The sequence below is a fragment of the Bosea sp. ANAM02 genome (assembly GCF_011764485.1).
Classification (GTDB): domain Bacteria; phylum Pseudomonadota; class Alphaproteobacteria; order Rhizobiales; family Beijerinckiaceae; genus Allobosea.
Window position 1 is genome coordinate 122,339 of sequence record NZ_AP022849.1, and the last position, 19,192, is coordinate 141,530.

The window sequence follows — 19,192 nt, forward strand, 5'->3', positions numbered from 1 at the left end:
GCGCGGTGCTACGAAACCGACGAGGGGGTGCCGATACCAGCTGCTGGGATGTCGTCCTTCTCGACCAGCAGCGCGATCATTTCCTCCCGGGTCACCGGCCAGCCTTTTGCTCGCTTCTCGTGGTCGTATGCCATCAGGAACAAGGCGTCCGTGTGCATGGCGACGCTCATTTTCAGCCAGCCATCCGTCCACTGATGCAGCGGCACGTTCTGGGGATGGCGGACCGGGAGATCGGGGCGGGCTCGCTCGGACACTGCGCTCTCATCAAGTTTTTGGAGTCGAATTCTTGGGATCGTAACAAGGACTGCCGTATCCCAGAAGGATTGAGGCCACCTCGTCCACCAGTTCCTGCCGGCGAGCTTGTCGAAAGCCTCGTTCAGCCTCAGAGAGGGTTCTACATAGGCGGGCGTGGTGCCGCGAGCCCTGTGGCTGGACAAAATGATCGCCGCAAGTCCGGTTCTTCAGCGCCGGGTCAAGCGTTCGGCAATCCTTGTCTCGTCAAAGGATCGAGCATAGCTTCGGGCTATGTTGCGCCAGCAGGCCTACCGATTCCGAATTTATCCAGGTGACGATCAGGTGGATCTGTTCCGCCGGACGATCGGCTGTTGCCGGTTGGTCTACAATCTGTGCCTCGATCAAAAGACTCTGGAGCAGCACCGCAGCGCGCCGCGGCGGTTGAGTTACTCGGAGCAATGCGACGGCCTGACCGAACTGAAGCGCGAAGTGGAGTGGCTGAGGGATGTCCCGCATCACCCGCTGCAACAGGCGATCCGGGACCTGCACCGTGCCTTCACGAACTTCTTCGAGGGTCGGGCGCGCTACCCTTCGTTCCGACGCAAGGGACAGAACGAGGCTTTTCGCTATCCCGATCCGAAGCAGGTCAAGCTGGAGAAACAGCGCATCTTCTTGCCGAAGGCTGGCTGGGTGGAGATCGTCCAGCACCGGCCGGTCAAAGGCGAAATAAGGAACGTCACCGTTTCGGTGATCGCGGGCGACTGGTTCGTCTCGATCCAGGTCGAGCAGGAAGTCGCGGAGGCTCCAGCCAATCAAGGACCGGCCGTCGGCGTCGACCTGGGCGTCGAGCAACCGATCACGTTATCGGACGGCACCATCTTCCAGCTGCCGCGCGTGACGCCCCACGAGCGGCGCCGGCTCGCGTCCGCGCAGCAGAGCATGGCTCGCAGGCGCAAGGGATCCAGGAACCGGGCCAAGGCGCGGCGCCGCGTCGCGCGCCTGCAGGCGAAGTTCGCCAGACGAAGGAGGGACGCAGCTCACAAGGCTACGACGATCATCGCCAAGAGCCACGGCACGATTGTCGTCGAGGACCTGAAGGTCAGGAAGATGACAGCTTCGGCGCGAGGAACCGCCGGGGAGCCCGGTTCGAAAGTCCGCCAGAAGGCGGGGCTGAACCGCTCCATGCTCGACATCGCGCCGGGGATGATCCGCTCCATGCTCGCCTACAAGGCGTCCTGGTACGGATCGCGGCTCATCGCCGTCGATCCGGCCTACACGTCGCAGGAGTGCTCTTCCTGCCGCACGGTCGATGCAAAGAGCCGCATCAGCCGCTCGCAGTTCGTCTGCACGAACTGCGGTCTCATAGAGAACGCCGACGTCAACGCGGCCAGGTCGATCCTGGCCCGCGGGCTCGGCTCAACCGGAGGACTTCCGGGGATGGCCTGTGGATCGAGCCGCGCTGGCGGCCGGAATCAGGAACTCACGCCTGCGAAGGCGAGAAGCTCGGTCCTTCAGGGCCGAGAGTAGTCATGCCTGAACAGATTGCCGAGGAGATCGCGTCGCTGAGCGCGTCCCAGAAGGATGCTCTGCGCAACGCCAAACAGGGCGAGGGCGGCTGGGGCTGGGTCGTCAGCACTCGCCACCCCGGCTTTCGGGGTCTGCCCACCCGAGGGCTCGCCCACGGTCGGGCTCACGCCAATCGCGCAGCAGGTGCCCTGGGGAGCCTGACCGCCAAGGGCGAGACGATCCGCGACGCGCTCCTGCAGCTGTCCCCTGCCCCGATCGGCACGTGACCGCCATGGACGAGACTGGCTGGAAGGGAACGAAGGTTCGGAACGCCGACGGCCGCGTGGGCGAGGTTATCGAAACCTACTCCGGCTTCCTTCACGTCGGACTGCACCTCGCGGCGGATGACGGCGGGCGCGCCTATATTCAGCTCAATACGCAGGGTTCGGACAGCGGCGACGTCGGATGGCAATGGTTTTGCGAGAATTTCGATGGCGGCGCCGCATGGCTGCCCCTCGGCGATCACAGCGGGTGCGAAATCGAGTTCGACGCCGCCCGAACCCCAGAGCTCTGAGACCGATGCACCTCCTCGTCATCTCCGACCTCCACCTCGAATTCGCACCCTGGCGCCTTCCGGATGACCTTCCGGACTTTGACGTGGCCGTGTTCGCCGGCGACATCGACAAGCCTCTAACGGGCTCGCTGATGTGGCTCGACTACGAGATGAAGAACGGCCCCCTGAAGGGAAAGGAGGTCGTGCTCGTTCCGGGCAACCATGAGTTCTACCGCGAGAACATGACCCGTCAGCTTGCCTGGGGGCGAGATCAAGCCCGAGAGACCGGCGTTCACCTGCTGGCGCCGGGCTGCGTCGTCCTTGGCGACGTCCGGATCATCGGCGCAACCCTCTGGACCGACTACGCCCTGCTCGGCGATGCGCGCGCGGGTCGGCAAGCTGCCGGCCGCACGATGAATGACCACCGCCTCATCGCCATCGATGACGACACCGGCGACCACATTTTCACGACGGCCGACGCGGTGCGCCTCCATCAGGAGGATCTCGCCTTCCTCACGGCCCGCATGGAGGAGCCTTTCGACGGGCAGACTGTCGTTGTGACGCATCATGCCCCTCATCCCGGTTCGGTCCAGCCAAAGCATCGTGGAAGCTCTCTCTCGCCGGCGTTCGCATCGGATCTGACGGAGGTCATCGAGCGCTACGAGCCTGCGCTCTGGATCCATGGGCACGACCATGGCTCGCACGACTACACGGTTGGCTCGACCCGCATCCTATCGAACCAGGCCGGCTACCCTACGCTCGGCGAGAAGCGCGAAAACCCGACCTTCGATCCCAGGCTTGTGGTTGAAGTGCCGCCAGCACCGGCTTTCGTGCCATGACGTCTACGAGTGCGGCCGCCATCGACCGCGAGGAGCTCTTCGCGATCGCAACCGAGGTGCGCAGCTTCCTGGATCCGCGTTGGATCGAGTTCCAGAGGCAGCGCGGGCTCGTCTACGCGAGCCACCCGTCGACAGGCATGTGCCGGCTTTCCGCTCTCTTCCTGCTGCGCGTCCTGGAGCAGGAGCTGCCGGCCGTAGGATGGCAATGCCTCGGCGGATCCCCGGACGCCGCCGATGAGGACGTTGATCCCGCCCTGGGCCTTCCTGGCGGCTATCGCGACAGCGATGGGAATTGGAGCGGCCACTACTGGGTCGCGGACGGCGATTTCGAGCTTGTCGTCGACATCACGGCGGACCAATTCGGCGGAGAGCCTGTCGTTGTAATAGAGGACGTGGCCGACGGCGCCTATCGTGAGAACTACGTCTCGGCCGCGGTGGTTGAGCGCCTGAAGGACGTCCGGGATCGGGTGGCCGGCTGGTTGGATGAATGGGCGAGCCAGCACGAGATCGGTTGGAGTGCCGCTCACAGCTCGCTCGGCCGGGGCCTGCGATAATTCCCGGCGATGGCTCGGACGTCGTCCACCAAACTCTCAAGTGAGCGCCTCGCTCCGCCGTCCGCCTGCTGCTAGCCTGGTTGGAGCGTCGGCAACTAAAGGATCGCTCGTGAAGCTCGCCCTGTTTCTCCTGTCGATGGGCATTTTCGACGCCGCGATGGGCGCTTGGCTCTTCGCCCATCGGCTAGACGCCGTCTTGGCGTGGGGACCACCGATTGCATGCGGCGTGATAGCTGGGTTGATCGGAGGGCTCAGCGCATGGATAGCGATCAGCCGGAATGGGCGGAGCAGCGGTGTCAGGAGTGATGCATGCTGGCTGAGCTGATCGAACGCCTGGAGCAGGGAAGCGGCGCCGATCGCGCGCTCGATGGCGACATCGCACTCGCTCTCGGCATGCCGCAGGCCTATTTCGACGGCTTCGATACCGACGATAATGGTCGATCTCCCTTCTCCGGCTTTAAGGAAGTCGACGGACCGGAATGCTTCTTCGGCCGGCCCGAGTGGGCCGGCGGCGGGCGCTCCTGGGTAGCGCCCGCCTTTACGACGAGCCTCGACGCGGCAACAGCCGTCATCGATGAGAAGTTGGCAGGCTGGATGTGGCTGAAACGCAGCCCGCTGGTGATGACCGTCTGCAAGCCGTCGGACGATGACGAATTCTGGGCGGATCACATTGAGGCCCGGGCGTCCTCGGATTGCAGGGCTCTGCTCGTGGCGGTCCTAAAGGCGATCTCACGCCAGTAGCTCAGGCTTTACGGACCGCCGATTGCCATGTGTCCGGCTCCTCCTCGCGTGCTTTCATCGCGATCTCGATTCGCTGCGTGACGAAGGCGGAGAGCGCATCCTTCGGTGCCGCATATGCGGTTCTGCCAATGCGTTTGCCCTCGGTGTCCGCGAGGCACCACTGATCGTTGCCTAGCAGCAGAGCCAGCGCAACCACCTGCCCGGCCTCGTCGACGATGCGCCGGGAGACGCGGTCGTATTTCTCGATGCGGTGGCGCGACGCGAGTTCGGTCTCGATCCCGAGCGCGGTAAGCCGGTAGCCATGCAGGCTGTGCTGCGGCTCCTTGCCGTATTCAATCAGCCCGGCGAGGCGCAGTTCATTTAGGGCGACACCAGAGACCTTCCCGAGATTTCCCTTGAGATCAGGGATTCCGGTCGGGATCGTCCAGGTGCCCTGGCGCTGCGCAAGGAAGGACAGGACGTGCAAGTAAGACGGTCGCATGTGGGGGTGCCCGCTAACGGAGAGCCTTGAGGATGTCTTCGGGCGCGCCTTCGAACGCGTAGGGATTGAGGAACTGTCGGCGAGCAAACTGCCGCTTGTCCAGATCACTGATGCCCGCTTCCACGCAAACGTTCTCCCAGTTCGCGATCATCGCCTGCACCTGGCCGATGATGAGCGCGATCGCGTCGTCTCTGGTCAGCCCGAAGACATCCGCGGCCTCGATGCACCGCGCGAGCCTGCTGTCCCGGTGATCGCCATGGATCAACATAGCCTGAGAGGCTTCGTTGCCGTGGCGGGATTGCGGGCAGATGTCGTAGGCCGGTGTCAGCTGCAGAGAGCTCCCGTTCCAGAACGCCGAGTGATTCCGGGCATGATCATCCGTGTTGCCGCAAAGGATGTTGAAGACGATCCGCCCGAAGAGCTCGCGCAGCGTGCGCTCGGGAGCGTCGAACCCCTTCTTCACTAGCTCTGCCAGATCCTCGTAGCTGGCGTAACGCGCCATCATCTCGTCGAGGCCGAGCAGGGTAAGGCCTGAGACCATTGCGCGCCGACGCCAGACGCCGTCATCCATGATCCTATCGAAGCGCTCGATGAGAAGGACATCGCGCGAGCCAGAGCGAACCAGCTGGACCGGAGCGACCTCGAGGCCGACTACGCGAGCGAGGCGCATCGCGATGAACTCGGCCTTGACGATGTCGAAGCCGTCGTTCGGTCCACTGAACTTCGCGATAAAGGCCTTGCCCTCGTCTGCCACGAGCGCCTTCGGACGGGCGCCGCCGACGGCGCAGCGAGGAAGCAACGCGGACTTCAGCTCGCGCGACAACGGGATGCCGCGCTGCACGAGATCGGCTGCATCCAGAAGCCGGTCCAGCGAACCCCCATGCGGGAGGCGTGGCGTATGGCGGGTCGGCGAGCTCTGGAAGTCGAGCGCACCAATTCGATCAGATCCCGATCGAAGGAGGCATGAGATTTCGTCCAACTCTGCGCCGTCCAGATCACTCGCGCCGGCCCCAAAACTCTGGTTCGCGAGCACTCGCCTGCCCCATGCGTCCGGAGCGGCGTCGCGAATGCAGCTCGCCAGCATTAGCCCTGGTGCGGGGGAAATCGGGCCCTCCTGCAGGGGCAACTCATCAGGATAAATCGAGATCGCATCGCTGCGCCGGAGGTACGAATCCGCATAGGCGAACGAGAGCGTATTGCCGTCGCGACCCAGCCGGCCAGCGAGCACCGGCTCGGTTGCCGCTGGAAGCCAGATCCAGGCGTAGCACTCGTCTGCTAACAGATTGGGAGCGGTCATTCCCGCCCAGTAACGTCAGAAGCCCGTCGAGATCAAGAATAGGCATTGCAGAGCCACCCTCCATTCCGGCCCATCCACGGATTTGTCGCGCTCACGCAAGGATTGCAGTTCCAATTCTTCACGATCTCCGCCTTCATCCGGTCAAGCAGTTTGGACCGCCCTTCCCCGCTGGTCCTCATCCGGGATTGAGAGATGGCAAACGCGAACCCGCCTACGAACGAGACGCCGCCGGCGCCGGCCGGCCTCGCCGCCTTGCTGAAGCTGGCGGAAACTCAGGTTCAGTATTGGCGTGAGCGCCAGGTGAGCGAGAAGGCTCTGGAGGACGCCTACTCCGAGCACGGAGCTCATACTCCGATCGGCGACGAAGGTGCCTGGTCGTCCGGCTATACCAACGGCCGCTACAGCGAGGCCGACTGGTGGATGAAGACCATCCAGGAGGCGATCGCCGCGGCGACACCCAAGGGCTACCGCATCACACCGCGGGCCGAAGGCGGCTTCGACATCGAGCGAGAGATCTCCTGCATCAACGGCCTCCCTGCCTGGTTCGCGATCGCCACGGTTCACCCCGTCGCCGAGCGCGAGCGGCTGATCACCGATGGCGCCGCAGGCACGGCCGATGGCAATGCGAAGGCCATTCTCGCCAGCCTGATGGCGGGCGCTGACGGCGGACAGCCCGTATCGGATGTCGACGGCCGCGATGGCACCGATCGCCTCTGCCTGGCGCTCTACGGCCGCAAGGCGCGTGCGCGCGACTATCTCGGTGGCTCGGATGCTCGGATGCTTCACGACGCGGCTGATCGCCTTGCCGGCCACGAGCCAGTAGCCGTCGATGGCCCCGTCGGTCGATTCGGTCATCACTCTGATCGCGCGGACGATTTTTGTATCGAGGTTCAAATCCTCCATGAAGAGTGGCGCAACCTGCGTGTCGACTTCGTCAACGGCACGCCCTGGCTCGCCGAATTCAAGGATCGCGTATTCAAGGCGATGCAGGCCGGCCCCTTCGTCACCGAGCGCTGCCTCAACGCGAAGACCCTGCTGCGGAGTATCGAGCGCGAGCTCCCAGATCACGTTGCATCGGAGGCCGCCCATGTCTGAGGCCGCGGCGACCGTATCGACCACCCGATCCTTCCCCGAGGTTCCTCATCTTGACCAGCTGATGCAGGTTCGGGGGCGCCTGGTGGAGCTCGGTCTCGATACCGAGGCCGAGGCGCTCGGCCAGGTCTATGCCGCCGGGCTTGTCGAGCATCAGCTCTATGCCGCGGCCCTGCAGGAAAGCCAGGACTGGAAAACCCGCGCCCGGGATGCCAGCGACGACCTGGAGTATTCCGAGGCCCGGCATCTGGGCTTCCGTTCTCGGATGGTCGAGGTTCTCAAGAGGGTTCGTGATTTTCTCGCGAATGGGTTCCCGGGAAAGGAAGATCTCGACGGACAGCGATATCTCGAATTTGCGACCGACGATGTCGAACGCGAGTTCGAGCAGCTGTCGCAGGAAATCCGGTCGCGAAAGCGTTTCTCGATGCACAGCGCCATCGAGGCCTCAATCCGCTTGCACCTCGACTGGCCGGTGGATCGCGATCCGGACCAGGCAGTTACCGACACCGTGCGCGACATCTGCACGGATATCGACTGCCTCATCGAGAAGCGCGTCGAGGGGCTGATGGCTGAAGCGACGGCGGGAAGCTTCGTCCCGGCCGAATTCAGGGCGCTCACCTTCGCCGTGCAGCACAACCCGAACTGCCCATCGCCATGGCTGGTCCGCCTGCCGGGCAAGGGAGCTGGGTCCATCGATATGAAGGCGTACGGGGTGACCGGATCCGGTCTTGGGCTGATCCCGCATGAGACCAAGGACGCTCTCGGGTTCGGGAAGACATTCGCCTCGGCCGGCGCCGCCGCGCTGCAGGCTCAATCAGCGTCGGCCGGCAACGTCAGCAGGAAATGATGATGTGCAGCGCGGCGGTGGGCAGCGGGAGAATCTTCATGACGGTTTCTGAGAAGGCACCTAGCGTGCCTTGCGATACTGGTATGGGCCCGTCCGCGTCCCTATCAGCGACGCCAGGGTCTGATGGGGGCGATATCGATGCTCGGATGAAGGCGGCGGGCATGATCCCGCTTTCGGACCTGATCAGCGGCAACACCCCTCTGGAGCGGTGGGCAGCGCATACGGGCGTCAGCGATCTCGACACGTTCGAGGAGTGGCTTACGCGCAAGCAGCGCGAGTTCGGCGTCATGAAGGCCGGCTATGAGCTTGGCGACAAGGATAAGGGCGACGAGCTTTACGAGTGGGTGCTTTCCCACTTCGCTGCGTTCAATGAGGTCGCTGCCAATCTGCGCCAGATGAAGGAGCGGATGGCCGTCTCGGACGCGGCTGGGGGCGAGACCGTACCTCTCGACAAGTACCGGACCGCAGTGCTTAGCCGAGAGCGCACGATCCTCGAAATGCACGACAAGAGCGAAGCCGTCATCGCCGGGCTCAACAAGCAGCTCACCGAGCAGTTCGATCTGACGACCAAGCTGGCTGCTCAACTGGACGCAGCCCTCGGTAACCCCGCCTCCTCGCCTGTTTGCAATCTAGTTCCGCCACCCGAGACCCGCGGTGGCTCGCCTGATGAACCGTGGACCGGCGGGATGCCGTTGCCCCAGGCTGGCGAGTTTCGGAATTGGAAAACGCTCGCTATCGGGATGGGAGCGCACCTTGAGCAGTTGGAAACGCATTGCTCCGTTCAGACTGGAAAGACAGGTTCGGCTCACGCCGATGAAGGGCGAGAGTTGCGCGAGGCCGGCAAGGCTTTTGTTGCCATGGTCCGGAGCCTGATTGCTTGTCGGTCCGAGCGCGGCGACGGGCTGCATCCTGAGACCGAGAAGCTCGTCGCGGAATTCAGTTTCGCTTTGCGCGCCAAGCTCCTGAAGGCCCAGCAAAAATACGAATTCGGAGACGACTGGCGCACCGACGACTGGGAGACCGAGTGCCGGCAATCGCTCTTCAAGCACCTGATCAAGGGTGATCCTCTCGACGTCGGTGCCTATGCCGCCTTCTGCTGGAAGCGCGGCTGGACTACATCGCCGCCCGAGTCCAACTACGGACCCTCATACAAGGTCCTGGAGGATCAACTCGCGATCGCCATGAAGTCGCTGCAGCGCATCCGGGACGCCGATCACCGCAACACGAACAGCTCGACCGCACCCGAGGCTTTCGCCTATGCCCATGCGGTGACCGCTGAGGCCCTTGACGCAATCGCTGCCGTCACGGAGGCCCGCTCATGACGACGGTCACCTTCCCTGTGAAGCCCGGCGACTGGGTGTCGAACAGCAACGGTCGCCCGGCCAAGGTCAAGGCGGTCTATGACTGCAGCGGCGAGGCCCTGGCGGATCTCGTGCTGTACGACCGCAAGGGCAAACGTGTCGGCCGGGAGTCACCCGCATGCGGTGGGCCGCGGACCTTCGAGCCGGCCTGCTCGCTCGACGGCTGGCACCGTATCGCCGAGCCGAGCTTCCCGATCGAGCTGAAATGGATTCCGAACGGCGAAGGCTCCGTCGTTGGTGGCTACTATGCCGGCGCCCCTCTGCCGGCCCGCCAGTACGTACCGAACCCTCGGCGCCTCCGTGGCTCCGGCACCATCGACCAGAAAATCTCCCGCCTCGCCTATCGCGAAGCCAATGTGTTTCGCGATGCCCTCCAGCTTATCGCCGACGGCCACAATGACCCGCGCACGCTCGCGGCCTTTGTCCTCGGCAACCTCAAACTTCCATCGTGAGGCCAACAATGCCCGCAACCACACCGCTCCCAACCGCCGAGGCGATCGAGCGGGCTCGCACGATCGCTCGCGCCATCTGTGTCGAATATCGGCTGTCTCCCGAAGCCTACGATCGACATGGTGGCGAGCATCCGATCATTCCGGTGATCGTGCGCCATGTCGCGCCGGCGTTGTGCCCCACCACCCTTGCGGATCAAGTTGACACTGCGGCGAAGAGAAGCTGGGACTCGCTCAGCGCGTTCGAGAAAGCCGTCGTGTCCGCCTGGAACTATTTCCAAAGCCCCAACAGCTACTCCAAGGCCGAGAAGGCCTTCGTCTTCACGCTTCTCGACGAAGCCCACGACGAGATCCGCGCGGGCACCACTCAGGCCGACGATGGCTGGCTCGACATCGCAGGCGCGCCGCTCGACGGCCGCAAGGTCGATTTGTGGGTGCGACCGTACGATGCCGAGGCCAACGGCAACCCTGGCCGGATCGCGGATGCCTGGTATCAGGACGGGCGATGGATGCGCCATGTGCCTGGCGTGGACCGCCCTGTCGCGGTCGATGATTGCGGAGTTCCGACCCACTGGCGCGCGCCGCCGGCGGCACCGGGCGGCGCGAAGTCCGCCACGATTGTTCGACCCTCCGAGGAAGCCGAGCGCGCCACCACCAACGAGATCAAGAGCGATCGCGTGGATGCCCATCGTGAGTTCGTTCGTCGAGCTGCCGCACACCACGCCGGCGATCGCTCCTATCTCAACGGCGTTCGCGGCGGTTTCTTCGACGCTGCTCACCTGGTCGACATCTGCCGGGCGGAGATCGAGAGCACCGGCCGACCGTCGAAGGCCAGGACCGCCCAAGTCGAACTCCTGCAGCGCGTCGGCGATACCATCTGGGGGCTGAAGAACGTCCTGCCCGAGCCGACCGGTTCGTCCGAGGGCCGCCCCGATGCCTGACATACTGACAGCGAACCGGCACCGGGTGCTGGAGACCCTTTCCGACCAGCCCAAGCTCGTCGCAGGAACAGACCTGACAGCGGCGGCCTGGCTGGCGAAGAACGGCTACGCCATCCGCCACCGATTGAACCACTTCACGGCGACTGACGCCGGGATCGAGCTCGGCAAGAAGCGTTCGGCTGATCCCGCCTCGAGGCGAAGCGAGATCTCCGATGTCTGAGGTCCTCGCGAGCCCCGTTGAAGCCGCCCCGGTCGTCACCCCCGACCGATCCATCGAGGACGTCATCCGCCGTCTCGAAGATGGTGAGGGTGTCGATCGCGAGCTCGATCTCGCGATCCTGAACCTGTGGAGTGAGCATCCCTATCGCTGGAGCTCGCTCAGTGACGCCGTTTCCGTGCCTTTGGGCCTTGCAGTGCGGGATCTGCCGTCTGACGTGCCCGCTGACTTCGCACGCTTCTGCGTGGACCGCGATCAGCACAGTGTCGTCGTGCCTCGCTACACCGAAAGTCAGGATGCCGGCGCGGCCCTCGTCAAGCAGCTGCTGCCCGGCCGCCGGCGGGTGACCGTGAATTTCGAAGACGATGTCGGCGGCTTCGTCCAGGTGGGCTGGCGACCGGAGGGTAGCCGCATCCCTTCCTGGATATGGACGGAAGCCCACGCGCCGTGCGCCGCGCGCGCCCAGGTCGCCGCGATCCTCAAGGCCTATGCCCAAAAGCCTGCAACCCGTTCGAAGGAGTTCTGAGATGTCGCAGTCGAACGGCGAACTCGTCCCCGAGCATGCCAGTCACCCTGGCTGGACCGCCGATGGCTGCGAGCTGCGGATGGCGGTCACCCCGCGCAACGGCGGCGTGACCTCTGCCGGATTCGCATGCAGCTGGACCGGCGGTCACTGCCTGCCGGGCGGTGCTTGTGAGGGGTATCGAGAGGATGCGAAGATGGAGCGCGAACGGCAGCGTACCCCCTGACAAGTTGATTCCTCGGCTGCGTAAATTATCAATGTTTCCGTTTGGTCGCTGCGCAGGGAGGTAAGGTGAGCGCTCACTATGGTGACACGCTTGCGGGTGATCTGTTGAGGCGCGCGCGCGTCGCAAAAGGGTTTGGCACTGCTCAAAAGGCAACGGCGGCGTTCCGCTGGTCGCCAGCAACATACGCGGCGCACGAGTCAGGTTCACGGCACTGTCCGCCGGCTCAGCTCCAAGTTTATGCGGCCACCTTCGACGTTCCCGCAGAATGGCTGGCTACCGGAGCCTATCCAACTGACAAGCTCGGATTGGATCGATTGAGCGTCATAGCTGAGGCCGCGATCTCCGAGATCCCTGATCGGCTGGCTCATCTGGAACGCGGGCACCCGTACAGACCTCAATGGCAGCGGCTCAGGCTAGCTCGGGCTGCCGGTGGGTTCAGCAGCGCCAGGCGCGCGGCGACATCTTTCGGCTGGAGGCAGTCGACCTATACGGCGCATGAGAATGGGCAGAACCGGCTCACAGAAGCCACGGCGGAGCTTTACAGTCGAGCCTATGGGGTAAGTGCACGATGGTTGCTTGACGGCAGTGAACCCTCTGGACTGTCGGGTGCGCCAGACGGTCGATAAGACAACAGCTCGTTGTGCACGACGAAGTCACTTTCAAGCTCCCCTGATACGATCCCACGATCACCGCAAAGGATCGCCAGTATGCTGCTCAAGGACTTCGCTCCGCACCTCGTTCACGCCAAGCTCGGCGACTGTGATGTCGTTGGCGTTCTCGACGGCCTGGTTGTGCACTTCAACGCGGAGGACGGGACAATCTACAACGAGGGCTTGTCGCTTCAGGATTGGCTCGACGGCGACAGCGAGGCCTGGGCGATGACGGCGGCCGAGGCCGAGCGCGTCGGGATCGCGGACTACAGCGCCTATATCGAGCGCCTCAATGAGTTGAATCCCAGCCTGCTTGGCGGTGCGCCGGCGCCGTGAGGGGCTGAGTTGACACTGTGGCTTTATCACTCATCCTTTCCTGATGAGCACGCCACCAACATTCGATGTCGAGAAGCGTCGGGAGGCCAAGCGCCGGTCGCGTGAGCAGGATGCTGCGCGCATCCAAAGCGGCGAGATCCCGGCTGTCGATCTGAACAAGCGGAACGGCTTCTTCTCGCTGCTCGATCGAGCCAGCGCTCGTGTCGTAGCGTGGCGGTCGCGAGTTAAGCTCGGCGATAGCCATCGCTGAGCGACGCGATCATGCACACTGGTCAAATTGGCGATGATGACGTTCAGCGAGGCCGAGATCATCGCCGCGGCCGGCCTCAACCCAGATGCCGATCCACACATCGACCCGATGCGCTCAGAGACTGCCCAGCGCCGCCTGCGCAATCTGGTCGAGATCCTCAACAAGGTGAAGGCACGCTTTGGCTCAGCGACCCTGGCCTTCGCCTGGTACCGTTCCGAAGCCATGCTTGGCCTCTCCGGTAAGACCGCAATGAAACTCGTTCGTGAAGGACGAGCCGGCGAGGCCATTGCCTCTGTCGACGCGGTCGATGCCGGCTTTCACAATTGATCCGCTCGGTCAGGGGACCTGTGCGACAATCTCGGCATCGTCATAGTCCTCTGGATCGTCCTCAACCTGCATCGTCTCCGCCGCCTTCTCGATTGCGATTTCGAAGTCGGACCCCGCTTTGGCTAGGCTGCGCGCCTGGATGCCTCGGGATCGGCGAGCTTTTCGTCGCCTATGGTCTTGGAGGGTCTTCTCGCCGACATGTCTGTCGCTCCTGAGGTAACCATGCTCCGTCAGCCTGGCTTCGGGCCTTCGACCTTCTGAACCATGCCAGTCGACCGTGCCTCCTTGAAGAGGTTGTTCAGGATGCGAGTGCTCGTGGGGAATCCGCCATGCGGCACAGGAAGGCGGCCGCTCGCTTTCCTGTGAAGGTTCAGCAGCGCGACGAATTCTTCCGTGCTTCCGGCACCGAACTCTTCCTCATATTCTGAGCTCCAGTTCGCGGCCGGCAGTCCGCTATAGTCGGGCCTCCACTTCCGTTCGAGGGCCTGGGCAGCCAGCCGATCCGCCCTTTCTGCCTGAAGCCGCGCCTCCTCCGCACGAAGCCGAGCTGCCTCCTCCGCATGAAGCCGAGCGGCCTCTTCCTCATGAAGCCTTGAAGCATCCATGCGCGCCTTCTTGATCGCGGCAAGCCCTCCTGAACTTGGTGTGGGCGCGGAAGAAGCTCTTGGAGACAGCGTGGCTGTTACAGCCGGCCTGGGGAGGACGAGCGGCGCGAACTTTGTGACGGATGCAACCATGATCGGATCGAAGCCGATCTTGGTGGGTGGTTTTGGAGGCGGAGGCGGAGCAGCAGGCTTTCGCCCTCTCGCCGGCGGCACAGGCTCGCGCTTCGGCTCCGGCGGAGGCCTGCGGGTGTCGAACGGCATATCCCCGAAGCCGATGACCTCCGGGTCTTCGACATACGGGACTGGCTCGGGCTCCTTCTCAGGATCCGGGAATTTGAACTGAATGCCGTACGGAACGATCTCTTCTTTGTCCCGCTCGTTGTCGATACGGATAGGTGTGGGATCGGCCGGCGACCAGAAGCCGTCATCGATCGCCTCATCGAGGAATTTCAAGCAATTCGCGAATTCTTGTTCCAGGTCCTGCAGCCGCGGCCCATCAGGACGATAGAGCGTCTGCGCAGCTTTCTCCGCCCGGAACCAGGACGCTGATCCGCGGGCGCCGTGCTGAGCATTCCAGATCTCGTCCGCTGAGAACCCTGCCCAGGAGCGTTGATCGCGCAGATCCTCGTCGAAGCGAGCTTTCCGTATCCCTGTGGGGTCGAGGAAGCGTATGCGCGACGCCAACCCGTCCTGGCCGTACTCGACGCCGATCTGGTGCATCATCGACACATCGAAGTGCTCGGCGAACTGCTTGACGACTTCGGCGAACGCCAATCCAACGAACTCGTATGCGACACTCGCGGCGCGCCGTTTTTCCGGGTCGTCGGAAGCGATCAAGGCATCGAGCTTCCCAACGTCCCGGATCCAGAGGATGCGGCTCGCTTCACCGCGCTTCCACTCGGGCGCCTCGTCGAGATGAAGATCACCAACCCTCATTTTCCGATGAGCTTCAACGACGAGATTGCCGCGCCAGTTCACGACCGCGGCGATGAGCAGCCTTGGCTTGCCTCCCGCCGGGACTTTGGCTGCGATAACCCTCGGTAGCAGGTCTTCCGGAGCCGTCGTCTCTAACGACCCCTCTATGGCGTCCTCGCAGTTCTGGAAAAGCTTCTCCAGGCCGAAGCCGACCGTGATCTCGTCGTAGGCGTTCGTCCGCTTCAATTTCTCAGCGTCGACGGCCGCGAAGATGCGATCGCGCTCAGCTTCGGTGAAGTCCGTCAGGATCGTCACCCCATTTTTCATGGGGCTCCTCTCGCGCTGCTGCTCTTCGGATGTCGTGCGAATGGTCATGATGACACCTCAAGGGCGCAGCGGAAGCCCGCCGACTAGCTCTGGCCGGCGATCTCGGAGATAGTCGAGGACGTCGGCGACCTGGATCGTGCAGGAGTCGTAGCGGTTCGGCGTCCCAGCACAGATCGACCAGGTTCCGCCCGCATCGCTCGCGAGCCCAGCGCAAAGGTCCGGGGTGAGTTCGAAGGCTTCATGTCCCGTCACCGCGCCGATGAACTGGATGACCTCCCTGGCGCCGTTGTCACGCGGTTCGATGCGGATGCGAACATCGCGCTCGTAGGTATGGTCCACCGCGCGCTCAGGCAGCGCTTGCTGTCCAGCCTTCAGAGCAGCGAGCCCCGACGGCCGCTTCCACACCAGGACCTCGAACACCGCGGGGATGGGGTGCTCGGTCGCCTCGATTGCCTCCCGGGCTGCAACGGCCGCGTCGAAGCGCTCGCGCTCTTCCGGCATCATGCGGGCGCGTTTCTCGGCGAGCAGGGCTGCGAAGTCGATCATGGCGTTGCCGGGCTCCAGGATAGCGGATGCGGGTGCTTCAGGGCCTGGAGGCTATCCGTGAGCTTTGAAAGCCAGAAGGAGGGCGCGAGATATCGCTCGTCGTTCCGGTGTCCAGCCGGCCTCGGGGACAGTATCGTTCATGACCGAAGCGGCTGCCTTTGGTCTGGCTCTGATCCGTTGGCTATCCCCAGTCGCGCAAGCTCCGCCTCTAGATCGGGGCTCCGTTCACCGGTTTCGTCGCGAATTGAGTGATAAGTCCTCGCCAGCGTCTCAAGGTCGATTTCTTGCCGCGCCGCGAAGCTCACCACGAGGCCGGGCCGGACATCGGTAAAGAATGTTGCTACGTGGACTGTCCAGGAGCCCGTGTCGCCTGTCCGCACACAGTGAGCAAGCGTCTGCGCATCGATGCGGCGTCGATATGGGGCATTCGTGGTCGAGAGGACCAATCCGTCCCCATCGCGCGTTGTCATGGGCTTGGTCGGCCTCGTTCCTTCGGCACGACTAGCCTACGCCCTCCCCGCCGCTGCTCAAAGCATCCCCTTCCCGGCCTCGGTCGCCTTCCAATCACCGCTTTCCGCAACCCGGATCGGTCCCGGTGAGGCGACTTCCGTTCTCGCCAAATTCGTCGATCAGCCGCTGAAGCAGCGCGGCGTCAATTGCCGGTCCCGATGGCCACGCACCGCCGTCGGCTGGTGCCGTCGGGATGAACCTGCCAGAGAGTGTCTCCTCAACCGTCATCGGGATCTCTCCTTCTGGCCCGATAAAGAGCTGCCCAGCGCTGGCCTGTGGAAGCAGCGGGAACACATCGCGCGCAGTGTCGATCGCGTCTCTGACAGCTGCGCCAACCTCCCCTGCGGAGAGATCGCAAAGGCTGTCAATCTGGTTGTCGAATTCGACCTGGGTGAACTGGTTGGTTCGAGCAATCCGCTCCAGAATCTTGTTGGGCGTCTGGCTTGCGTCCTTTCCGGGCGCCGCCCAGATCGCGAGCCACAGCGGCATGATGTGAGCGTCGATAAGAGCGAGGTCGACATAGTCGCGCACTTCTCGACGGCCAGCGGCAGCAAGGACCTTATTGATCGCCAGGTCGGCCATGTGCAGGCGCCAGCCATATTCCGGATCTGCGACCGGGCCGAAGAAGTTGAACGAGCTCGCCTGAACCCATTGCACTTTCGAGGCTCCCTCATCCTCGATGTTGACGATGGCTTCGGCCATGCCTTCGAAGAGAATGTTCAGGTCGACAGTTACGCCGGCGGCCTCAAGGGCTTTGACATCCCGATAGACGATCGTGAGGAATTCTTGGGAGCCTGTCGCGGTGAAGATGTCCTGGTCCTGGGATAACCGATGACCGTGCCGCTGTAGAACGGTTCCGCCGGCGAAAACGCTATCGGGGCTGCGTTGCGGAAGGAGCGCCTGCAGTATTTTGTGCTGAAACTGGTCCAGAGGCATCACCGAGAAACTCCGAGATCGATAATGCGAGCTTCCAGGCCGGCATATCCCCGTAGGTCTTCAGCCGCTCGATGATCACTCGCAACCCCGCGATCGTGCGCTGTGGCTTTGCGTTCCACAAACACATGGCGCCATAGCGCTCGATTGCCTCCTGGTACCAGCGCTCGTGATCTGGCGTCCAAGGATCTTGATGACGAGCATCGACCATGGCTCGACAGTACACCTTCGCCTGCATCGGTGGAAGGCGCGCAAGCATGCCGTCCATGCCGTCAAGTCTGGCCGCCCCCACTCAAAGAAGCCCCTTCCCGATCTCCGTCGCTTCCACTGCGGCCGCCGGCACCAGGCGGGAAGCGCCCCCGCGCACAGTGGGGTGATCGACCAACCGGACCGCGCCCTTGAGCAGGAGCTCGTTCAGCGCCCGCGACAGGCCGCTCGCCACGACCTGGCTCTCCAGGACCAAGGTCCGCGCGCACCATTCCAGCAGTTTGCGCTCGGACCGGCTTAGATCGGTGACCATGCTGTTTCCTCAGTGATCCTATGCCCAAGCGACAGCGATCTGATGGCCGTCGCAAGAGGAAAGTTCTGAGGTCCGGAAGAAGACGCGCCGCCGGCTATAACGAATTCGCGCCGAAGTTATAACTCGGGGCAGTTGCCGCTGCCCTTATGCTGCCCCGAGTTGAGAAATCTTCGTTTCCTCTGCGGGTATCCTCAATTGAGCGCATCGAACGAAGCGCCTCTTCACGGATCCGCGAGTATCTCCCTATCCACCGAAATCAGAGTGGGGATACGCAGTGTCTAAGCCCTGGGTCGTCCGGATGTCTGTTGAGGAGCACTGTGCGGCGCTCATCGGCGCCCAAATGATGGTCTGGGCCGGCGAGCCCGGTGCTCGTCGCTTCTGCGTGAAGCTACACCGCAAGCTGCGCGAGCGCGCTCCCGAGCTCCATGACCGTCTCCTGGAGCGCGGGGATATCCAGCCGCTGGCGCTGCTGACAGGGAGCGCCTCGTGATCGATTACGCGAATATCGGAACCATCCTTGGTGCCCGGGCAGCCATCGCGCAGGTCGTGGCGGATGGCGAGCAGACCATCGGAGAGTTCAGGGGCGCCCTCGCCAAGGAGGAGATGCATTCAGCTGGCCTCAACCATCTCGTTGAGGTCCTAAAGGCGGAGCTCAGGGCCGTCGCACCTGGGCACCGCCTTTTCAAGCAAACCGGGAAAAGGTTCGATAACGGCCACCCTCAGACTCAGCTTTCGCTCCTGTACGAAGCGAAATTTGATGAAGCTGGCAGGAAAAGGGGCGTGACCCACCCTGAATATCTGCGCGCTCGTGCCCGATGATATGGACATCGGCGGCGGTCACAGGTGCTTTGTCCGATCGCGCCCCCCTCCTCAAATTGCGATCAATGATTTCTTCTGGAAAGCCTGATCAATTTTATAGATCTCGCTCACATCCAAGGAACGCTCATTGCCTTGACTAAGGATTGTCGCGCCTTTCCTTGCCTCATTGCTTGACACTCGACTGCCTCCGTCGTACAAGAGGGCATCAAGTGTGGTTCGTTTGTGAGGTTCGTTAGTGACTGATTTCGCGCAAATGGGTACGGTTCTCGGTGCACAGGCTGCGATTGCGCAGGTGGTGGCCGATGGCGAGCAGACCATCGCGCAGAAAAACGCCACCATCGCGGATTACAAGGCGGCGCTTCTTAGCGAGCAGATCCACGCCGGCGCCCTGGACCACCTCGTTGACGTGCTTATGGCCGAGCTCCAGCGCCTTGATCCCGCGAACCGCCTGCTCAAGCCGACTGGTAAGCACTTCGGCGACGGTCGCCCGCAAAAGCAACTCTCTGCGGTCTATGCAGACAAGTTCGATGCGCTGGGCAAAGCCAAGGGCCTCAAACGGCCCGAGACCCTCCGCGCTCAAGCGAAGTAAGTAG

Annotated in this window: 28 protein-coding genes; 21 read left to right on the forward strand and 7 right to left on the reverse strand. The window is 63.2% G+C overall.

The genetic code is table 11. The annotated features are described in order from the left end of the window. Positions 1 to 8: 8 nt before the first annotated feature. Positions 9 to 254, reverse strand: coding sequence for a hypothetical protein (locus tag OCUBac02_RS24280; protein WP_173050053.1), 246 nt, complete (start codon positions 252 to 254; stop codon positions 9 to 11). A 271-nt stretch (positions 255 to 525) separates the two neighbouring features. On the opposite strand from OCUBac02_RS24280, the gene OCUBac02_RS24285 reads away from it, so the two are divergent. The 6 genes from OCUBac02_RS24285 (at position 526) to OCUBac02_RS24310 (ending at position 4,427) form a co-directional block, all read left to right on the forward strand. Further along, positions 526 to 1,761: an RNA-guided endonuclease InsQ/TnpB family protein gene (locus OCUBac02_RS24285; protein ID WP_173050055.1), complete on the forward strand. Its 1,236-nt coding sequence runs from the start codon at positions 526 to 528 to the stop codon at positions 1,759 to 1,761. 2 nt (positions 1,762 to 1,763) lie between these two features. Next, complete coding sequence (locus tag OCUBac02_RS24290) at positions 1,764 to 2,027, forward strand: hypothetical protein (protein WP_173050057.1); 264 nt, start codon at positions 1,764 to 1,766, stop codon at positions 2,025 to 2,027. Continuing rightward, the gene (locus tag OCUBac02_RS24295) at positions 2,024 to 2,314 is read left to right on the forward strand and encodes a hypothetical protein (protein ID WP_173050059.1); all 291 of its coding nucleotides are present in this window, start codon (positions 2,024 to 2,026) and stop codon (positions 2,312 to 2,314) included. Before OCUBac02_RS24290 ends, OCUBac02_RS24295 begins: the two co-directional genes overlap by 4 nt. A gap of 5 nt (positions 2,315 to 2,319) precedes the next feature. After that, positions 2,320 to 3,132, forward strand: coding sequence for a metallophosphoesterase (locus tag OCUBac02_RS24300; protein ID WP_173050061.1), 813 nt, complete (start codon positions 2,320 to 2,322; stop codon positions 3,130 to 3,132). Beyond that, complete coding sequence (locus OCUBac02_RS24305; RefSeq protein ID WP_173050062.1) at positions 3,129 to 3,686, forward strand: hypothetical protein; 558 nt, start codon at positions 3,129 to 3,131, stop codon at positions 3,684 to 3,686. The genes OCUBac02_RS24300 and OCUBac02_RS24305 overlap by 4 nt, the downstream gene beginning before the upstream one ends. A gap of 309 nt (positions 3,687 to 3,995) precedes the next feature. After that, positions 3,996 to 4,427 (forward strand): hypothetical protein, encoded by a 432-nt coding sequence (locus OCUBac02_RS24310; RefSeq protein ID WP_173050064.1) that lies wholly within the window; start codon positions 3,996 to 3,998, stop codon positions 4,425 to 4,427. 1 nt (position 4,428) lies between these two features. Here OCUBac02_RS24310 and OCUBac02_RS24315 read toward each other — a convergent pair whose 3' ends face one another. After that, positions 4,429 to 4,893 carry a hypothetical protein gene (locus OCUBac02_RS24315; protein ID WP_173050066.1) on the reverse strand — a complete coding sequence of 155 codons (465 nt, stop codon included), beginning with the start codon at positions 4,891 to 4,893 and terminating at the stop codon, positions 4,429 to 4,431. A gap of 28 nt (positions 4,894 to 4,921) precedes the next feature. Then, on the reverse strand, positions 4,922 to 6,205 hold the full coding sequence (locus OCUBac02_RS24320) for a type II toxin-antitoxin system HipA family toxin (RefSeq protein WP_173050068.1): 1,284 nt from the start codon (positions 6,203 to 6,205) through the stop codon (positions 4,922 to 4,924). Positions 6,206 to 6,397: 192 nt separating this feature from the next. On the opposite strand from OCUBac02_RS24320, the gene OCUBac02_RS24325 reads away from it, so the two are divergent. From OCUBac02_RS24325 to OCUBac02_RS24380, 12 genes are all read left to right on the forward strand, one after another. Next, positions 6,398 to 7,300 (forward strand): hypothetical protein, encoded by a 903-nt coding sequence (locus OCUBac02_RS24325; protein WP_173050069.1) that lies wholly within the window; start codon positions 6,398 to 6,400, stop codon positions 7,298 to 7,300. Next, on the forward strand, positions 7,293 to 8,144 hold the full coding sequence (locus OCUBac02_RS24330) for a hypothetical protein (protein ID WP_173050070.1): 852 nt from the start codon (positions 7,293 to 7,295) through the stop codon (positions 8,142 to 8,144). The genes OCUBac02_RS24325 and OCUBac02_RS24330 overlap by 8 nt, the downstream gene beginning before the upstream one ends. 146 nt (positions 8,145 to 8,290) lie before the next feature. After that, positions 8,291 to 9,466, forward strand: coding sequence for a hypothetical protein (locus OCUBac02_RS24335; RefSeq protein WP_173050071.1), 1,176 nt, complete (start codon positions 8,291 to 8,293; stop codon positions 9,464 to 9,466). Then, positions 9,463 to 9,957 (forward strand): hypothetical protein, encoded by a 495-nt coding sequence (locus OCUBac02_RS24340; protein ID WP_173050072.1) that lies wholly within the window; start codon positions 9,463 to 9,465, stop codon positions 9,955 to 9,957. The genes OCUBac02_RS24335 and OCUBac02_RS24340 overlap by 4 nt, the downstream gene beginning before the upstream one ends. Positions 9,958 to 9,965: 8 nt before the next feature. Then, positions 9,966 to 10,895 carry a hypothetical protein gene (locus tag OCUBac02_RS24345; protein WP_173050073.1) on the forward strand — a complete coding sequence of 310 codons (930 nt, stop codon included), beginning with the start codon at positions 9,966 to 9,968 and terminating at the stop codon, positions 10,893 to 10,895. After that, positions 10,888 to 11,115 carry a hypothetical protein gene (locus OCUBac02_RS24350; RefSeq protein ID WP_173050074.1) on the forward strand — a complete coding sequence of 76 codons (228 nt, stop codon included), beginning with the start codon at positions 10,888 to 10,890 and terminating at the stop codon, positions 11,113 to 11,115. Before OCUBac02_RS24345 ends, OCUBac02_RS24350 begins: the two co-directional genes overlap by 8 nt. Continuing rightward, positions 11,108 to 11,638 (forward strand): hypothetical protein, encoded by a 531-nt coding sequence (locus tag OCUBac02_RS24355; protein ID WP_173050075.1) that lies wholly within the window; start codon positions 11,108 to 11,110, stop codon positions 11,636 to 11,638. The genes OCUBac02_RS24350 and OCUBac02_RS24355 overlap by 8 nt, the downstream gene beginning before the upstream one ends. A 1-nt stretch (position 11,639) precedes the next feature. Beyond that, on the forward strand, positions 11,640 to 11,861 hold the full coding sequence (locus tag OCUBac02_RS24360; protein WP_173050076.1) for a hypothetical protein: 222 nt from the start codon (positions 11,640 to 11,642) through the stop codon (positions 11,859 to 11,861). Positions 11,862 to 11,926: 65 nt separating this feature from the next. Continuing rightward, the gene (locus OCUBac02_RS27645; RefSeq protein WP_173050077.1) at positions 11,927 to 12,487 is read left to right on the forward strand and encodes a helix-turn-helix transcriptional regulator; all 561 of its coding nucleotides are present in this window, start codon (positions 11,927 to 11,929) and stop codon (positions 12,485 to 12,487) included. Between the two features lie 81 nt (positions 12,488 to 12,568). Beyond that, the gene (locus OCUBac02_RS24370) at positions 12,569 to 12,847 is read left to right on the forward strand and encodes a hypothetical protein (protein ID WP_173050078.1); all 279 of its coding nucleotides are present in this window, start codon (positions 12,569 to 12,571) and stop codon (positions 12,845 to 12,847) included. 43 nt (positions 12,848 to 12,890) lie between these two features. Further along, on the forward strand, positions 12,891 to 13,097 hold the full coding sequence (locus tag OCUBac02_RS24375) for a hypothetical protein (RefSeq protein WP_173050080.1): 207 nt from the start codon (positions 12,891 to 12,893) through the stop codon (positions 13,095 to 13,097). A 33-nt stretch (positions 13,098 to 13,130) separates the two neighbouring features. Then, a complete protein-coding gene (locus tag OCUBac02_RS24380; protein WP_173050082.1) occupies positions 13,131 to 13,424 on the forward strand; it encodes a hypothetical protein in 294 nt (97 codons plus the stop codon). A gap of 230 nt (positions 13,425 to 13,654) precedes the next feature. On the opposite strand, the gene OCUBac02_RS24385 is transcribed toward OCUBac02_RS24380, so the two are convergent. The 4 genes from OCUBac02_RS24385 to OCUBac02_RS24400 form a co-directional block, all read right to left on the reverse strand. Further along, positions 13,655 to 15,319 carry a hypothetical protein gene (locus tag OCUBac02_RS24385; protein WP_173050084.1) on the reverse strand — a complete coding sequence of 555 codons (1,665 nt, stop codon included), beginning with the start codon at positions 15,317 to 15,319 and terminating at the stop codon, positions 13,655 to 13,657. Positions 15,320 to 15,328: 9 nt separating this feature from the next. Beyond that, positions 15,329 to 15,817, reverse strand: a complete 489-nt coding sequence (locus tag OCUBac02_RS24390; protein WP_173050086.1) for a hypothetical protein — start codon at positions 15,815 to 15,817, stop codon at positions 15,329 to 15,331. A 564-nt stretch (positions 15,818 to 16,381) separates the two neighbouring features. Next, positions 16,382 to 17,263: a hypothetical protein gene (locus OCUBac02_RS24395; RefSeq protein ID WP_173050088.1), complete on the reverse strand. Its 882-nt coding sequence runs from the start codon at positions 17,261 to 17,263 to the stop codon at positions 16,382 to 16,384. A 289-nt stretch (positions 17,264 to 17,552) separates the two neighbouring features. Continuing rightward, on the reverse strand, positions 17,553 to 17,780 hold the full coding sequence (locus tag OCUBac02_RS24400; RefSeq protein WP_173050090.1) for a hypothetical protein: 228 nt from the start codon (positions 17,778 to 17,780) through the stop codon (positions 17,553 to 17,555). Between the two features lie 274 nt (positions 17,781 to 18,054). Here OCUBac02_RS24400 and OCUBac02_RS24405 point away from each other — a divergent pair, with 274 nt between their 5' ends. The 3 genes from OCUBac02_RS24405 (at position 18,055) to OCUBac02_RS24415 (ending at position 19,188) form a co-directional block, all read left to right on the forward strand. Further along, entirely contained in the window at positions 18,055 to 18,270 is a 216-nt protein-coding gene (locus OCUBac02_RS24405) for a hypothetical protein (RefSeq protein WP_173050092.1), read from the forward strand. Continuing rightward, positions 18,267 to 18,599 carry a hypothetical protein gene (locus OCUBac02_RS24410; protein WP_173050094.1) on the forward strand — a complete coding sequence of 111 codons (333 nt, stop codon included), beginning with the start codon at positions 18,267 to 18,269 and terminating at the stop codon, positions 18,597 to 18,599. The genes OCUBac02_RS24405 and OCUBac02_RS24410 overlap by 4 nt, the downstream gene beginning before the upstream one ends. 235 nt (positions 18,600 to 18,834) lie before the next feature. Beyond that, positions 18,835 to 19,188: a hypothetical protein gene (locus OCUBac02_RS24415; protein WP_173050096.1), complete on the forward strand. Its 354-nt coding sequence runs from the start codon at positions 18,835 to 18,837 to the stop codon at positions 19,186 to 19,188. The last annotated feature ends 4 nt before the right edge of the window (positions 19,189 to 19,192 follow it).

Coding starts and splice junctions, on each gene's coding strand:
- OCUBac02_RS24300 (WP_173050061.1), top strand. CDS start 2,320: ATGCACCTCCTCGTCATCTCCGACCTCCACCTCGAATTCGCACCCTGG.
- OCUBac02_RS24355 (WP_173050075.1), top strand. CDS start 11,108: ATGTCTGAGGTCCTCGCGAGCCCCGTTGAAGCCGCCCCGGTCGTCACC.
- OCUBac02_RS24395 (WP_173050088.1), bottom strand. CDS start 17,263: ATGCCTCTGGACCAGTTTCAGCACAAAATACTGCAGGCGCTCCTTCCG.
- OCUBac02_RS24350 (WP_173050074.1), top strand. CDS start 10,888: ATGCCTGACATACTGACAGCGAACCGGCACCGGGTGCTGGAGACCCTT.
- OCUBac02_RS24360 (WP_173050076.1), top strand. CDS start 11,640: ATGTCGCAGTCGAACGGCGAACTCGTCCCCGAGCATGCCAGTCACCCT.
- OCUBac02_RS24375 (WP_173050080.1), top strand. CDS start 12,891: ATGAGCACGCCACCAACATTCGATGTCGAGAAGCGTCGGGAGGCCAAG.
- OCUBac02_RS24370 (WP_173050078.1), top strand. CDS start 12,569: ATGCTGCTCAAGGACTTCGCTCCGCACCTCGTTCACGCCAAGCTCGGC.
- OCUBac02_RS24320 (WP_173050068.1), bottom strand. CDS start 6,205: ATGACCGCTCCCAATCTGTTAGCAGACGAGTGCTACGCCTGGATCTGG.
- OCUBac02_RS24305 (WP_173050062.1), top strand. CDS start 3,129: ATGACGTCTACGAGTGCGGCCGCCATCGACCGCGAGGAGCTCTTCGCG.
- OCUBac02_RS24290 (WP_173050057.1), top strand. CDS start 1,764: ATGCCTGAACAGATTGCCGAGGAGATCGCGTCGCTGAGCGCGTCCCAG.
- OCUBac02_RS24345 (WP_173050073.1), top strand. CDS start 9,966: ATGCCCGCAACCACACCGCTCCCAACCGCCGAGGCGATCGAGCGGGCT.
- OCUBac02_RS24390 (WP_173050086.1), bottom strand. CDS start 15,817: ATGATCGACTTCGCAGCCCTGCTCGCCGAGAAACGCGCCCGCATGATG.
- OCUBac02_RS24310 (WP_173050064.1), top strand. CDS start 3,996: ATGCTGGCTGAGCTGATCGAACGCCTGGAGCAGGGAAGCGGCGCCGAT.
- OCUBac02_RS24340 (WP_173050072.1), top strand. CDS start 9,463: ATGACGACGGTCACCTTCCCTGTGAAGCCCGGCGACTGGGTGTCGAAC.
- OCUBac02_RS24330 (WP_173050070.1), top strand. CDS start 7,293: ATGTCTGAGGCCGCGGCGACCGTATCGACCACCCGATCCTTCCCCGAG.
- OCUBac02_RS24335 (WP_173050071.1), top strand. CDS start 8,291: ATGAAGGCGGCGGGCATGATCCCGCTTTCGGACCTGATCAGCGGCAAC.
- OCUBac02_RS24400 (WP_173050090.1), bottom strand. CDS start 17,780: ATGGTCACCGATCTAAGCCGGTCCGAGCGCAAACTGCTGGAATGGTGC.
- OCUBac02_RS24285 (WP_173050055.1), top strand. CDS start 526: ATGTTGCGCCAGCAGGCCTACCGATTCCGAATTTATCCAGGTGACGAT.
- OCUBac02_RS24385 (WP_173050084.1), bottom strand. CDS start 15,319: ATGACCATTCGCACGACATCCGAAGAGCAGCAGCGCGAGAGGAGCCCC.
- OCUBac02_RS24380 (WP_173050082.1), top strand. CDS start 13,131: ATGATGACGTTCAGCGAGGCCGAGATCATCGCCGCGGCCGGCCTCAAC.
- OCUBac02_RS24325 (WP_173050069.1), top strand. CDS start 6,398: ATGGCAAACGCGAACCCGCCTACGAACGAGACGCCGCCGGCGCCGGCC.